This is a genomic window from Pseudonocardia sp. ICBG1142 (genome assembly GCF_020496255.1).
In the GTDB taxonomy this organism is placed as follows: Bacteria; Actinomycetota; Actinomycetes; order Mycobacteriales; family Pseudonocardiaceae; genus Pseudonocardia.
On the sequence record NZ_JAHLJC010000005.1, the window covers coordinates 522,504 to 535,598 of the forward strand.

At 71.2% G+C, this 13,095-nt stretch carries 12 protein-coding genes and 2 pseudogenes; 13 read left to right on the plus strand and 1 reads right to left on the minus strand.

Annotated features, from left to right (window positions below; genetic code table 11):
* Positions 1–169 precede the first annotated feature (169 nt).
* From KPL59_RS07715 to KPL59_RS07780, 13 genes and pseudogenes are all read left to right on the plus strand, one after another.
* Positions 170–952: an ABC transporter permease gene (locus KPL59_RS07715; protein ID WP_198932213.1), complete on the plus strand. Its 783-nt coding sequence runs from the start codon at positions 170–172 to the stop codon at positions 950–952.
* 10 nt (positions 953–962) lie between these two features.
* A complete protein-coding gene (locus KPL59_RS07720) occupies positions 963–1,805 on the plus strand; it encodes an ABC transporter permease (RefSeq protein ID WP_020628033.1) in 843 nt (280 codons plus the stop codon).
* On the plus strand, positions 1,802–3,058 hold the full coding sequence (locus tag KPL59_RS07725; RefSeq protein WP_226360377.1) for an MCE family protein: 1,257 nt from the start codon (positions 1,802–1,804) through the stop codon (positions 3,056–3,058). Before KPL59_RS07720 ends, KPL59_RS07725 begins: the two co-directional genes overlap by 4 nt.
* Positions 3,055–4,073 (plus strand): annotated as a pseudogene (locus KPL59_RS07730) (MCE family protein). Before KPL59_RS07725 ends, KPL59_RS07730 begins: the two are co-directional and overlap by 4 nt.
* Complete coding sequence (locus tag KPL59_RS07740) at positions 4,061–5,128, plus strand: MCE family protein (RefSeq protein ID WP_226360379.1); 1,068 nt, start codon at positions 4,061–4,063, stop codon at positions 5,126–5,128. Before KPL59_RS07730 ends, KPL59_RS07740 begins: the two are co-directional and overlap by 13 nt.
* Positions 5,125–6,291, plus strand: a complete 1,167-nt coding sequence (locus KPL59_RS07745; RefSeq protein WP_226360380.1) for an MCE family protein — start codon at positions 5,125–5,127, stop codon at positions 6,289–6,291. Before KPL59_RS07740 ends, KPL59_RS07745 begins: the two co-directional genes overlap by 4 nt.
* Entirely contained in the window at positions 6,288–7,535 is a 1,248-nt protein-coding gene (locus KPL59_RS07750; RefSeq protein WP_226358355.1) for an MCE family protein, read from the plus strand. Before KPL59_RS07745 ends, KPL59_RS07750 begins: the two co-directional genes overlap by 4 nt.
* Positions 7,532–9,052 carry an MCE family protein gene (locus KPL59_RS07755; RefSeq protein WP_226360381.1) on the plus strand — a complete coding sequence of 507 codons (1,521 nt, stop codon included), beginning with the start codon at positions 7,532–7,534 and terminating at the stop codon, positions 9,050–9,052. The genes KPL59_RS07750 and KPL59_RS07755 overlap by 4 nt, the downstream gene beginning before the upstream one ends.
* Entirely contained in the window at positions 9,049–9,603 is a 555-nt protein-coding gene (locus tag KPL59_RS07760) for a hypothetical protein (RefSeq protein ID WP_226360382.1), read from the plus strand. Before KPL59_RS07755 ends, KPL59_RS07760 begins: the two co-directional genes overlap by 4 nt.
* Positions 9,604–9,734: 131 nt before the next feature.
* On the plus strand, positions 9,735–10,499 hold the full coding sequence (locus KPL59_RS07765; protein ID WP_226359944.1) for a transposase: 765 nt from the start codon (positions 9,735–9,737) through the stop codon (positions 10,497–10,499).
* Between the two features lie 45 nt (positions 10,500–10,544).
* On the plus strand, positions 10,545–11,132 hold the full coding sequence (locus KPL59_RS07770; protein ID WP_226358352.1) for a hypothetical protein: 588 nt from the start codon (positions 10,545–10,547) through the stop codon (positions 11,130–11,132).
* Positions 11,129–11,692 carry a hypothetical protein gene (locus tag KPL59_RS07775; protein WP_226358351.1) on the plus strand — a complete coding sequence of 188 codons (564 nt, stop codon included), beginning with the start codon at positions 11,129–11,131 and terminating at the stop codon, positions 11,690–11,692. The genes KPL59_RS07770 and KPL59_RS07775 overlap by 4 nt, the downstream gene beginning before the upstream one ends.
* On the plus strand, positions 11,689–12,180 hold the full coding sequence (locus KPL59_RS07780; RefSeq protein WP_226358350.1) for a hypothetical protein: 492 nt from the start codon (positions 11,689–11,691) through the stop codon (positions 12,178–12,180). Before KPL59_RS07775 ends, KPL59_RS07780 begins: the two co-directional genes overlap by 4 nt.
* Here the strand turns inward: KPL59_RS07780 and KPL59_RS07785 are convergent.
* Positions 12,177–13,069 (minus strand): annotated as a pseudogene (locus KPL59_RS07785) (IS5 family transposase). The gene KPL59_RS07780 and the pseudogene KPL59_RS07785 overlap by 4 nt on opposite strands.
* Between the last annotated feature and the right edge of the window lie 26 nt (positions 13,070–13,095).

The window sequence follows — 13,095 nt, forward strand, 5'->3', positions numbered from 1 at the left end:
GGGCGACGGACGGAGCGGAAAAAGACCTCCGCCCCCGTAACCTCCGTTTCTGATCCTCGTTTAGAAAATGGATGCTAGGCAGGACCGATGACGGAGGCCACTCGATGAAGAGTCCACTCACCGCGGTCCCGGTCGTCACGGCCGGGAGCACCGAGGCCGGTGTCGACCGGTGAGCGGCTCCCGGGTGCCGACCCTCGACGGGGCGGTGCGCACCGTCGGCAGCTTCACCGCCTTCGTCCTGGACGTGGCGCGGACCGTCGTGAAGCGTCCGTTCCCGTTCGGCGAGTTCCTCGCCCAGACCCGCTTCATCACCTCGGTCTCGCTCGCGCCCGCGATCATGGTGACGATCCCGTTCGTCGGCGTCGTGATCCTGCTGATCAACCAGCTGCTCGCCGAGATCGGCGCGCTGGACGTCGCGGGCGCCGTGACCGGCCTCGCCGTGCTGCGCCAGATCGGCCCCATCGCCGCGGTGCTGGTCACCGCGGGCGCGGGTGCGACGGCCATCGCCGCCGACCTCGGCGCCCGCAAGATCCGCGACGAGATCGACGCGATGAAGGTCATGGGCATCGACCCGCTGCACCGCCTGGTGCTGCCCCGGGTGCTCGCCTCCGCGCTGGTCGCGGTCTGCCTCAGCGCGATCATCACCGTCGTCGGTGAGGTCGTCGCCTACCTCGTGTCGGTCGGCCTGCAGGGCGCCTCGGCCGGCCAGTTCCTCGCGACGCTGACCCTGCTCACCGACGAGGGCGACTTCGCCGTGAGCTCGTTCAAGGCGGTCCTGTTCGGGACCCTCGCCGGGCTCGTCGCCGCCTACCGCGGCCTCAACGCCGAGGGCGGGTCGAAGGGCGTCGGACAGGCGGTCACCGAGACCGTCGTCATCTCCTTCGTCCTGCTCTTCATCATCAACGCCCTGCTCACCGCCATCGACATCCAGCTCAAGCTGGCACGGATCTGAGGACGACGTCGTGGACACATCCGAGCACTCCGCCCTCGGGCGGATGGTCGAGCGACCCCGGTCGGGGCTGCGGGCCGTCGGGGTACAGGTCGACTTCTACGTCAAGGCCTACGCCGGCATCCCGATCGTGCTGCGCCGCTACCTCGGTGAGGTGCTGCGTCAGCTCACCAGCATCAGCTTCGGCACCGGCGCGCTGGTCCTGATCGGCGGCAGCGTCGTGGTCGTCGCGATCCTGACCGCCAGCGCGGGCGCCGTCGTCGGCCTCCAGGGCTACGAGGCCCTCAACGCGGTCGGCACCGACGCCCTCACCGGCTTCCTGGCGAGCTACATCAACATCCGGCTCGCCGCCCCGCTGATCGGCGGGGTCGCGCTGGTGTCGACGATCGGGGCGGCGTTCACCGCCGAGATCGGCGCCCAGCGCATCAGCGAGGAGATCGACGCCATCGAGGTCATGGCGGTGCCCTCGGTGCCGTTCCTGGTCACCACCCGGATCCTGGCCGGGACGATCGCCATCATCCCGCTGTACGCACTGGCCCTGATCGCCTGCTTCGCGACGACGCAGCTCATCGTCGTGCTCGGCTACGGGCAGTCGGTCGGCACCTACAACCACTACTTCGCGACCTTCCTGATCCCGACCGACGTGCTCACCTCGATGCTGCAGGTCACCCTGATCGCCTTCGTCGTGATGTCCATCCACGCCTTCTACGGCTTCACCGCGAGCGGCGGTCCGGCCGGCGTCGGCGCCGCGGTCGGTCGCGCCGTGCGCCTGTCGCTGATCGCCGTGATGGTCACCGCCCTGGTCACCGCCGTCCTGCTCTACGCGGACCCCGAGACCCTCCACCTGTCGCGATGAGCGGGGGACCCGTGCGACACGAGATGACCGGGCTCGCCGCCGTCGGCGTGCTGCTGCTCGGTGCGGTGCTCGTCGTGGCGAGCTACCTGCACGTGTTCGACCCCGGCGTGTCCGCCACCGTGCAGACCGACCGGGCCGGGCTGCTCATGCTCCCCGACGCCGACGTGTCGATGCGCGACGTGCGCGTCGGCCGGGTGTCGGACGTACGGCCGGACGGCAACGGCGGTGCGCTGGTGCAGGTGGCCCTGGACCCCGCGACGATCGACATGATCCCGGCGAACGTCACCGCCCGGATCATCTCGCCGACGGTGTTCGGGCCGAAGTTCGTCGACCTCGTCCCGCCACCCGCCCCGGAGCCCCGCACGATCGAGGCCGGCGCCGTCGTCCCGGCGTCGTCGGTGCAGACCGAAGCGAACATCGTCTTCGACAACCTGAACCGGCTGCTCACCACCGTGGACCCGGCGAAGGTCAACACGGCGCTGGGCGCGCTGTCGACCTCCCTCAACGGCCGGGGTGACGAGCTCGGCGCCAGCCTGGTGCGGTTCAACGACTACCTGGAGCGCATCAACCCGAGCCTGCCGGCGCTGCAGCGCGACCTGCGGGCCGCGGCGCCGGTGCTCGACACCTACGCCGACGCCAGCCCCGACCTGCTCGCGCTGCTGCGCAACGCGACCACGACCGCGGGCACCGTCGTCGACGAGCAGGCCGGCATCGACGCGACGCTGGCGTCGCTGTCGATGTTCTCCACCGACGTGTCCGGGGTGCTGGAGGCCAACACCGACAGCCTCGACCGCACGCTGAAGACCCTGCGCCCGACCACCGCGGTGCTCGAGCGCTACGCCCCGGTGCTGCCCTGCACCGCGGCCAGCCTGAACCACCTGCGGGCCCTGCTGGAGCCCAGCTTCGGCGGCGCCCAGCCGGGCCTGCGCTCGCTCACCACGTTCCAGCCCGGTGAGGACGGCTACACCTCGCAGAACGCGCCGAAGCTCGGCGTCGACCAGCCGAACTGCGGGCCGGGCATCCCGCGCCCCGGCGAGATCCCCCGGCACACCTACTTCGACGACGGCTCGCCGCGCCTGGACACCCGCGACGCCGGCATCGAGGTCCGCGACCCGCTGGCCACGCTGGTCGGCGGCGTCGATCTCGGACCGACGATCGCCGAGCGTCTCGGTCAGGCGCCGTCCGCGCCGCAGCAGTCCGGTCAGGCCGTCGGGGCGCCCGCCCCCGCGCCGGGAGAGGAGGGCGGCCGATGAGGCACCGCGCCGAGTTCCTGCGGGTCCTGGTGTTCGTCGTCGTGGCCGCGGTCTGCGCGGCGACGGTCGTCGTCGCCTACGGCTCGGTCCGCTTCGGCGAGTCGGCCCGCTACGCCGCGGAGTTCGCCGACGCGTCGGGGCTCAAGGAGAAGGATGACGTGCGCGTCGCCGGCATCACCGTCGGCCGCGTCGAGTCCGTCGAGGTCGGGGCCGACAACCTGGCCCGGATCTCGTTCAGCATGCGCTCCGACGTGCCGGTGCAGACCGGCTCCGAGGGCATCGTCCGGTACAAGAACCTGCTCGGCCAGCGCTACCTGGAGATCGTGCGCGGCCCGCAGCCGACCGGCGTCCTCGCCGACGGCGGGACGCTCCCGGTCACCCAGACCCATCCCGCGCTCGACCTCGACGAGCTCTACAACGGCTTCACCCCGCTGTTCCAGGGCCTGGAGCCGGCCCAGGTCAACCAGCTCGCCGAGTCGCTCATCACCGTCCTGCAGGGCCAGGGGGCTCGATCGACGCCTTGCTGGGCCAGATCGGCAGCCTCACCGGTGCGCTGGCCGACCGCGACCAGGTCATCGGTCAGGTCGTCACCAACCTCAACGGGGTCCTCGGCACCGTCGACCAGCGCCGTGACCGCCTCTCCGACACCGTGGTCCAGCTCCAGCAGCTGATCAGCGGACTGTCGCAGGACCGGACCTCGATCGGGCAGTCGCTGGAGCGGGCGAGCAACCTCGCCGGGGACGTCGAGGGCCTGCTCCGCGAGGCCCGTCCGGACGTCGCCGGGGTGGTGCACGAGGTCGACCGGCTCTCCCGGGTGGTCAACTCCGACGGCGAGCGCCTCAACTACCTGTTCTCCCAGATCCCCGGCTACTACCAGATCCTCGGTCGCGCCGGCATCTACCAGCAGGGCTTCCAGTTCTACCTCTGCGGCGTGCAGGTCCGGCTCGACCCCGGAGTCGGCCCGCCGATCATGACCGACACCATCGCGAGCCAGGAGGCTCGATGCCAGTTCTGAACCGCCGCTTCCAGGAGCTGAACCTCCTGAAGGTCGGAGCAGTCGCCGTGGTGGTCGCGCTGCTCGCGACCGTGACGGCACTGAACTCCGGCCACCTGTCCCGCCAGCTGACGTCCGGGTCCTACTCGGCGCTGTTCAGCGAGGCCGCCGGTCTGAAGTCCGGCGACGAGGTCCGACTCGCGGGCGTCGTCGTCGGCAAGGTCGACGACGTCGAGCTGGTCGGCCGTGCCGTCCGGGCCGACTTCACCGTGTTCGACGGCAGCACCCTCGGTGACGCCACCGGTGCGTCGATCAAGACCGCGACCGTGCTCGGCGCCAAGTTCCTGGAGGTCCGCCCGGCCGGCACCGGCCGGCTGGCCGAGGGCTCGGTGATCCCGCTGGACCGGACGTCGTCGCCGTACGACGTCCAGGAGCTGCTGGACACCGTCACCCGCAAGACGGCCGACCTCGACGTGAACCGGGTCGCGGAGTCGCTCACCACGGTGGCCGACACCTTCGCCGACACACCCCCCGAGCTCCGCTCGGCGATGGAGGGGCTCGGTCGACTGTCGCAGACGATCTCCTCCCGCGACGCCGAGCTGCGCCGGCTGCTCGACCACACCGCGTCGGTGTCGGCGGTCCTCGCCGAGCGCAGCGGCAACATCACCACGCTCGTGACCGACGGGAACATGCTGCTGGAGGAGCTGCGCGCCCGGCGCGAGGTGATCCGGTCGCTGCTGCTGAACATCACCGGCGTGCTGCACCAGCTCGACGGGCTGGTGCACGACAACGAGCGCCAGCTCGGACCTGCGCTGGCCGAGCTGGAGAAGGTGCTCGACCTGCTGCGTCGCAACGACCGCAACCTCGCGGCCGCGATCACCGGTCTCGACACCTACGCGGGCAGCCTCGGTGAAGCCATCTCCAGCGGTCCCTGGTTCTTCGCGCTGGTGCCCAACCTGCCCCCCACCAACCTGGCGCGCCAGACCCTTCCGTCGGTGCTCGACCAGGCCTCCCCGGTGTCCCCGGCCCTGCCCGGTGGCACCCCGGCCGCCCCGGAAGGCGGTGGCGACCGATGACGGTCCTCTCCCGCTCCCGTGTGCTGGTCGTCGTGCTGGTGCTCGTCGTCGCGGCCGCCGCGACGTGGGCGCTGGTCGGCTCCGGCACCCGCACCGTCACGGCGTACTTCGACCAGACCGTGAACCTCTACCCGCGCGACGAGGTCCGCGTGCTGGGGGTCAAGGTCGGTTCGATCGAGTCGGTCGAGCCCGGCCCGGACTCGGTGAAGGTCGTCATGAGCTACGACGACGACGTGACACTCCCCGCCGACGCGACCGCCGCGATCATCTCGCCCACCCTGGTCGGTGTCCGCTACGTGCAGGTCGGCCCGCCCTACGAGAGCGGTCCCGAGCTCGCCGACGGGGCCGAGATCCCGCGTGAGCGCACCGTCTCCCCGGTCGAGTTCGACCGGGTCAAGACCGAGGTCGCCGGCCTCGCGCAGGCGCTCGCCCCGAAGTCCGCCGAGACCGAGGGCGCCCTCAACCGGCTCCTCGACACGACCTCGGCGAACCTGCAGGGGCAGGGCCCGCTGATCCGCGACACGATCCGCAAGTTGTCCGAGGCGTCGAGCACGCTGTCCGACAGCCGCGGCGACCTGTTCGCGACGGTGCGCAACCTGCAGACCTTCGTCACCGCGCTGAAGGACGCCGACGCCCAGGTCGCGCGGTTCCAGAGCCAGCTCGCCGACACCTCGGGGATCCTCGCCGACAACCGGGAGGCGCTGGCCCAGGTGCTGCAGGGGCTCGAACGCACGGCGCCGCTGGTGCAGCGGTTCGTCTCCGACCACCGGGACGCCTTCACCACCGACCTGCGCAAACTCGACGACGTCGTCGCGAACATCTCGCAGAACCGGCAGGCGCTCGGCGACCTGCTGCAGAAGGCGCCGTTCGCGGTGTCGAACTTCGCGAACTTCATCGACGAGAAGACCGGAGCGGTGACCGCGAACGTCGCGGTGACCAACCTGCGCAGCCCGGCCGCCGTGGTGTGTGACAGCGCCGCCGCCGTCGCCCCGGCCGGTGCCGACGACCCGGCCGCCGCCTACGCCTGCCGCGCGGGCCTCGGCCCCCTGCTGGACCTGGCGCGGATCGACGCGCCGCCGGTCGCGGTCAACCCGATCCAGTACGGCGATCCCTCGGCGCCCGTGCTGCCCACGCCCCCGCTCCCGATCGGAGGGAACCGATGACCGGCCGGACGCCGCGTACCGCCCGGCTGAGCGTGGTCCTGCTCGTCGCCGCCCTGGGGGCGGCGGGCTGCGGGATCTCCAGCATCGGCGAACTCCCGGTGCCGCTGCGCCCCGGGACCGGCGACGGTTCCTACCAGGTCCAGGTGGAGCTGGCCCAGGTCGCGAACCTGGTGCCCAACGCCGAGGTGATGGTCGCCGACGTGCCGGTCGGCTCCGTCGTCCGGACCGAGGTCGACGACTGGAAGGCCCGGTTGACCGTGAGCCTGGACCGCGACGTGCGGCTCCCGGCGAACGCGACGGCCCGGGTCGCCCAGAAGTCCCTGCTCGGCGCGGAGTACCTGGAGCTCGCCCCGCCCGCGAACGCGGCTCCGGAGGGGAGCCTCGCCGACGGGGCGGTCATCCCGCTGGCGAACACCGGCCGCTACCCGGAGACCGAGGAGCTGCTCGGCGCGCTGTCGGTGGTGCTGAACGGCAGCGGGCTGCAGCAGGTCCGGACGATCACCACGGAGCTGAACAAGGTCTTCGACGGCCGCCAGCAGGACCTGCGCGGCCTGGTCGGGAACCTGGAGCGGTTCGTCGGTGGGCTCGACGCGCAGCGCGATGACATCGTCCGCGCGCTGGAGTCGCTCGACCGGCTCAGCGCCACGCTGAACGCGGACAACCAGACCATCGCCTCGGCGCTGGACACCCTGCCGGGCGCGCTGAAGGTGCTCAACGACGACCGTGCCCAGCTGGTGCGCACGCTCGAGGACGTCCAGCGGCTCGACCGTGCCACCGGGTCCCTGGTCGACCGCTCCCAGGAGGACCTCCTGGCGAACCTGCGCCAGGTGCGCCCCGCCGTGCAGCGCCTCGCCGACGCGGGCAGCGACCTGACCCGCGGCGTGGAGCTGCTGGCGACCTACCCGTTCCCGGCCTCGACGGCGTTCCCCGGGATCTTCCGGGGTGACTACGGCAACCTGTTCCTGGTACTGGACCTCACACCGGAGACCCTGCGCCACAACCTCGTCGACGGGTTCCAGCTCCCCGCGCCGGGCAGCCCCGGCGTGCTGGCGGTGCCGCCGCTGGGTGCTCCGCCCGCGCTGACCGCACCGCTGGAGCCGTTCGGGGAGGCCCTGCAGCAGCCGCTGGGGGCACTGCCCCTGCCGGGCGCGGCACCGGCACCGGCACCGGCCGGCGACGGGACCGAGGACGGCCAGGGCGGCCAGGGCGGGCTCCTCGGCGGACTGTTCGGAGGTGGCCGATGAGGCTCTCGTCGCTACGCATCAACGCCACCACGGGCCGCAAGCTCGTCGCGTTCGCGGTGATCGCCGCGATCGCCGTCGGGTGGGGGGCGGTGACCTACCTGAACGTGCCCCGCATGCTCGGGATCGGGCGCAACGCCGTCACCCTGGAGCTCCCGGCCGGCGCCGGTCTCTACACCAACGGCGTGGTGACCCTGCGCGGCGTCACCATCGGCCAGGTCGACGAGGTCCGGCTCACCCCGACCGGGGTCGAGGCCGACATCCAGGTGCTCGACGACCACCCGATCCCGGTCGACTCCGCGGTGGAGGTCAGCAGCGTCTCCGCGGTCGGTGAGCAGTACGTCAACTTCGAGCCGCGCACGACCGCCGGCCCCTTCATCGAGGACGGCGCGGTCGTCCCCGCCGACCGGGTGGTGCTGCCGACGACGACCGGTGAACTGCTGGAGAAGGCCAACGCACTCGCCGCGTCGGTGCCGGGGCAGAAGTTCAACGCCACCGTCGACGACCTCGGGAAGGCGTTCGCCGGCAGTGGCGACGACCTGCAGCGGCTGATCGACTCGCTCGACCTGCTCACCACCGAGGCCCAGGCCAACCTGGACCCGACGGTCCGGCTGATCGAGGACGCCGCGCCGGTGCTGGACACCCAGAACGCCACCTCCGGTGACATCCGGACCTACCTGGCGAACCTGGCGTCGTTCACCGGCCGGCTCGCGGAGGCCGACGGCTCGCTCCGGTCGACCCTCGGCGTGTTCCCGCCGGCCCTCGACGAGGTCGCGAGCTTCGTGAAGCAGGTCGGGGACCCGCTCCCGCAGCTGCTCGGGAACCTGACCTCGGTCGGTGAGGTGACCCGGGTCTACGTCCCGCACCTGCAGCAGACGCTGACGATCCTGCCGTCGATGCTGCAGGCGTCGATCGGGACGCTGAGCAGCTCGCCGGTCCCGGGCACGATCAAGATCAACCTGCAGACGCAGGTCAACGATCCCGCGCCGTGCACCGAGGGCTTCGTCGTCGACCGGCGTCCGCCGAACGACAGCTCGCCGGCCCGGCCGCCGAGCGACGTGCGCTGCAAGGACGCCGACCCGCTCAAGGCGGCCCGCGGCGGCAAGGCCTACGCCTGCCCGCCCGGAGCCCCGGTCCCCGGCGGTCGGGGCCCGGACGCCCGGTCCTGCGGCCTGAACTTCCAGAGCCCCGAGGAGGCCGAGGCCGCGCGCCGGGCAGCGATCGACACCCAGATGGAGGTCGCCGGTACACAGACCACGAGCACCGCGGACAACCTGCTGCGCTCGGACAGGCTGCCCAGCGGCGGGCCGAACACCGACCCGGAGGAGAACCAGCCCTACGCCCCGGGGGAGCAGGGCTACCTGCCCTCCGACGCCGTCGCGCTGGACGGGATCTTCCTGCCGCCGGGCAGCACCACCCCGATCGTCGACGGGAACCAGGTCCCGTCGTCGAACACCGGGTGGCAGGGCATCGTGCTGGACCCGCTCGGCGCCACCGCTCCGGCCGGAGCGGGCGGATGAGCGCCCCGGCCGAGGACGCCGCGGTCGACACGGTCGGCGTGGTCGAGGAGGACTCGACTGCGTCCCGGCGGCGACGCCTGCCCGCGGGAGCGCTGCTGCCGGCCGGACTGGGCGTGGTCGTGGCGCTGCTGGCGGTGCTGGTCACCGTGCTGGCCGTCCGGCTGGCACCGGCGGCGGGGGACGACGAGCCGGCCCTGGTGGCCGCCCGCCAGACGGTGACCGATCTGCTCACCATCGACCCGGCGACCGCGCAGGACACCCTCGCGCGACTCACCGCCGGATCGACGGGGGAGTTCGCGAGCCAGCTCGCGGGCCGGTCCGCCGGCTTCGTCGGCGCGATCCGGGACGCCGAGGTCACCTCGACCGGATCGGTCGTCGCGGCCGGTGTCGCCGAGCACGGGCCGGGGCGGGCGGTGGTGCTCGTGTCCGCGAACTCGACGGTGCGCAACACCCAGGTCCCCCAGGGTGAACCCCGCCAGTACCGGATGCGACTGACCGTGCAGGAGGAGGACGGACGATGGCTGGAGGCTTATTCAGGCCCCGTGATATAACGATCTAGCCCGGAGGCTTATTCAGGCCCCGTGAAATAACGATCTAGCCCGGCGTGTCGGGTTGGGCGACAGCCCGTCCATCGCGAATATTGGTTTGCCGAATCAATCCGAGATGAACGGGCTGCCGCAGTATGTACTATACCACTGGTTTCCGGCGTGATGAAATTCAGGATCTTGTCGCTATAGTGTATGAGCAGGATCAGCGGGACGCGACGGAGGCACGTTTGTCTTGGCCGCCGGTTCTGGGGTTGTTCTGGTCGGTGGTGATCACGTTGGCGTATCTGCGCGGGAATCGTGTGCAGTGGGAGTTGGCGGAAACCTATGGGGTGTCGCAGTCGACGGTTAGTCGAGCGATCACGGGGGTGACACCGTTGCTGGCACAGGCGCTGCGGAGTGTCGTTCCGACGGCAGAGGAGCTTCGTGCCGATCGGCAGTACATCATCGATGGAACCTTGCTGCCCTGCTGGTCATGGGCCGCGGTGCCGGGTCTGTGGTCGGGCAAGCATCGCACCACCGGCGTCGTCGTCCAGGTCGCAGCCACCCTGGAAGGGCAGCTGTCGTGGATCTCCGACCCGACCCCAGGCTCCCGACACGACCTATATTGCCTCGACCAATCCGGCGCCCTCGACCACCTCGCCACATACCCCCCGATCGGCGATAAAGGATACATCGGGCGCGGCATGCTCACCCCGTTCAAAAAACCACCCGGCCGGGAACTTCTCGACTGGCAAAAAACATTCAACAAGAGCCTCAACCACACACGCGCCACCATCGAACGAGTCATCGCCCATATCAAAACGTGGAAAGTTCTCCACACAGACTACCGGCGGCCCTACGCCACATTTAAAACGACAATCTCGGCAGTCATCGGACTCATCTTCTACACACTTACCTGACGGAGCCTGAATAAGCCTCCTGGTCTCCCGACTGGAGTTCGTGCCGTGAGGCCGGTCGGCGACGACGGCGGGTCCCACCGGATCGACGACCGGACCGGCGTGGGCACCGGGGACACCGAGGACCGGGGCACGACCGGCGGCGCCGCCCGCCCGGCTCGGTCCCGGCGGCGCATGCTGGTCATCGGGTTGACCGCCGTGGCGGCGGTGCTGGCCGTCGTCGCGGGGGTGCTCGGGGCGATGCTCGCCTCGGGCGGCGCCGAGGAGCGGACCCGGGCCGACGTGCTGGCCGCGACCACGACGCAGCTGCAGACCCTGCTGTCCTACGACGGCACCAAGCTCGACGCGGCCGCCAGGGTCGTCGACGAGGCGACGACCGGTAGCTTCCACGACGACTACGAGCGGCTCTTCGACGAGTCGGTCCGCCCGAACGCGGAGCGGCTGAAGGCACGCACGCTGGCCCGCGTGGTCGGGGCCGCGTGGATCGGTTCCGAGGGCGGCGACGCGAAGGTGCTCGCCTTCGTCAACCAGAGCACGACGACCGACCAGGGGGAGCGGGTGGACACCGTGGCGGCGACCGTGACGATGCGCGAGGTCGACGGCCGATGGCTGATCGCCGGTCTGGACCAGGCGTGACGGCGGGCGAGCGGACGGACCGCGCCGAGGCGGCCACCGGGTCCGCTGCGGGACCCGACACCACGGCGTCCGACACGGGGCGGCGGGGCCTCCTGCTCCCGGCGGCAGCGGTCCTGCTGCTCCTGCTGGCCCTCACCGGTGCGGTCCTCGTCGGACTGGGCTGGGTGTCCACCAGCCGCGCCGAGGCCGACCGGCGGGAGATCACCGACGTGTCGACCCGCGTCGTGAACGACTTCATCAGCATCGGCGGCGACAACGCCCGCCAGCGCAGCGAGGACCTGCTCGCCGTCGCCGCGGAGCCGTTCCGCACCGAGCTCGGCCGCTTCTCCGAGGTGTTCGGGAAGATCCTGGTGGAGGGGAAGGTGTCGACCGAGGGACGCATCGACGCCGTCGGGATCGAGCGGGCCGACGACGACACCGCCGTCGTGTTGGTCAGCGCGAGCACCACCGTCCGCAACTCCGAGATCCCCGACGGCGCGAAGCGGGACTTCCGGATGCTGCTGACGCTCGCCCACCAGGAGGGCTCGTGGAAGGTCTCGACCGTGGAGGTCGCACCGTGAGGGTCCCGCTCCCCGGCCGGCGCGCCGTGACGACGACGGCAGGCGTGCTCGCCGTGGTCGTCGCCGTGGCGGCCGTCGTGGTCCACCTGGTCGTCGTCCGCCCGGCCCAGCAGATCGAGCAGGCCAGGACCGACGGGCTCGCCGCCGCCCGGACCCTCACCGAGCAGGTCCTCAGCTACCGGCCCGCGTCCCGGGACGCCGACCTCGCACGGGCCCGCGGGCTCGTCACCGGAGACTTCGGCCGCCAGTTCGGCACCGTCCTCGACTCGGTCGTGGGCCCGGCGCTGGACCGCGGGGTCGGTACCCGCACGACGGTGACCCGGGCCGGTGTCGTCGACGCCCGGCCCGACCGGGTCACCACCCTGCTCTACCTGACCCAGGACGCCAGCCGCGGCGCCGACGACAAGCGGACCACCGTCGGCCGTGCCGAGGTGATCGTCGAGTTCGTCGACGGGCGCTGGCTGGTGTCGGACCTGCGAAACTTCTAGGGTGTGTCCTGTAAGTCGGTGCGCAGCCACAACACGATGGTCGCGATGATGATCTCGGATCGGTAGTAGGCGGCTCGTTTGGCGTAGCGGGTGGCCAGGCCGCGGAACTGCTTGAGCCGGTTGAAGCAGCGCTCGACGACATTGCGGTTGGTGTAGAGCCACGGGTCGAACGTCGGTGGTCGCCCACCACGGCTGCCCTTGGCCGCGCGGCGGGCGATCTGGTCGGACTTCTCCGGGCTGGTGAACGCGATCCCTCGACGCCGCAACGCGGCTCGGGTCGAGGGATGGGAGTAGGCCTTGTCGGCCAGCACTCGGTCCGGGCGCTTGCGGGGCCGGCCCGGGCCGTCGCGACCGACCGAGATCTGGTCGAGCAGGGGCAACAGGCGCGGGTTGTCCCCGGCCTGACCGGGAGTCAGGATGATCGACATCGGCAGGCCGCGTCCGTCGACGGCGAGGTGAATCTTGCTGGTCAGCCCGCCGCGAGACCGTCCACGGGCTTCTCCGTCGACGGCGATGGCTTCAACCCACGCGGTGGTGCAGCCCCCTTTTTCCGGGCACCGGCGGAGTGCTGGTGGGCCCGAACACTGCTGGAGTCGATGCTGACGGTCCACTCCACCACGCCCACGGAGTCGTCCTTGACGATCACGTGGTCGAGGATGCGTTCCCAGGTTCGGTCCTTGGTCCAGATCCGCAGTCGTTCGTGCGCGGTCTTCCATGGCCCGTAGCGCTCGGGTAGGTCCCGCCAGGGCGCGCCGGTGCGGAGCTTCCACAGGATCGCGTTGATCACCTGGCGGTGATCGCGCCACCGACGGCCCCCACTCGCGACCGGTGGCAACAGCGGCTCGATCCGTGCCCAGGCCTCGTCGGTCAACTCACCACGTCCTACCACCCGGCCATGATCGCCGACCGCAGATC

Excerpts from the sequence above, each read along its gene's own strand:
- KPL59_RS07725 (WP_226360377.1), top strand. The coding sequence starts at position 1,802 with ATGAGCGGGGGACCCGTGCGACACGAGATGACCGGGCTCGCCGCCGTC.
- KPL59_RS07740 (WP_226360379.1), top strand. The coding sequence starts at position 4,061 with ATGCCAGTTCTGAACCGCCGCTTCCAGGAGCTGAACCTCCTGAAGGTC.
- KPL59_RS07745 (WP_226360380.1), top strand. The coding sequence starts at position 5,125 with ATGACGGTCCTCTCCCGCTCCCGTGTGCTGGTCGTCGTGCTGGTGCTC.
- KPL59_RS07750 (WP_226358355.1), top strand. The coding sequence starts at position 6,288 with ATGACCGGCCGGACGCCGCGTACCGCCCGGCTGAGCGTGGTCCTGCTC.
- KPL59_RS07755 (WP_226360381.1), top strand. The coding sequence starts at position 7,532 with ATGAGGCTCTCGTCGCTACGCATCAACGCCACCACGGGCCGCAAGCTC.
- KPL59_RS07760 (WP_226360382.1), top strand. The coding sequence starts at position 9,049 with ATGAGCGCCCCGGCCGAGGACGCCGCGGTCGACACGGTCGGCGTGGTC.
- KPL59_RS07765 (WP_226359944.1), top strand. The coding sequence starts at position 9,735 with ATGTACTATACCACTGGTTTCCGGCGTGATGAAATTCAGGATCTTGTC.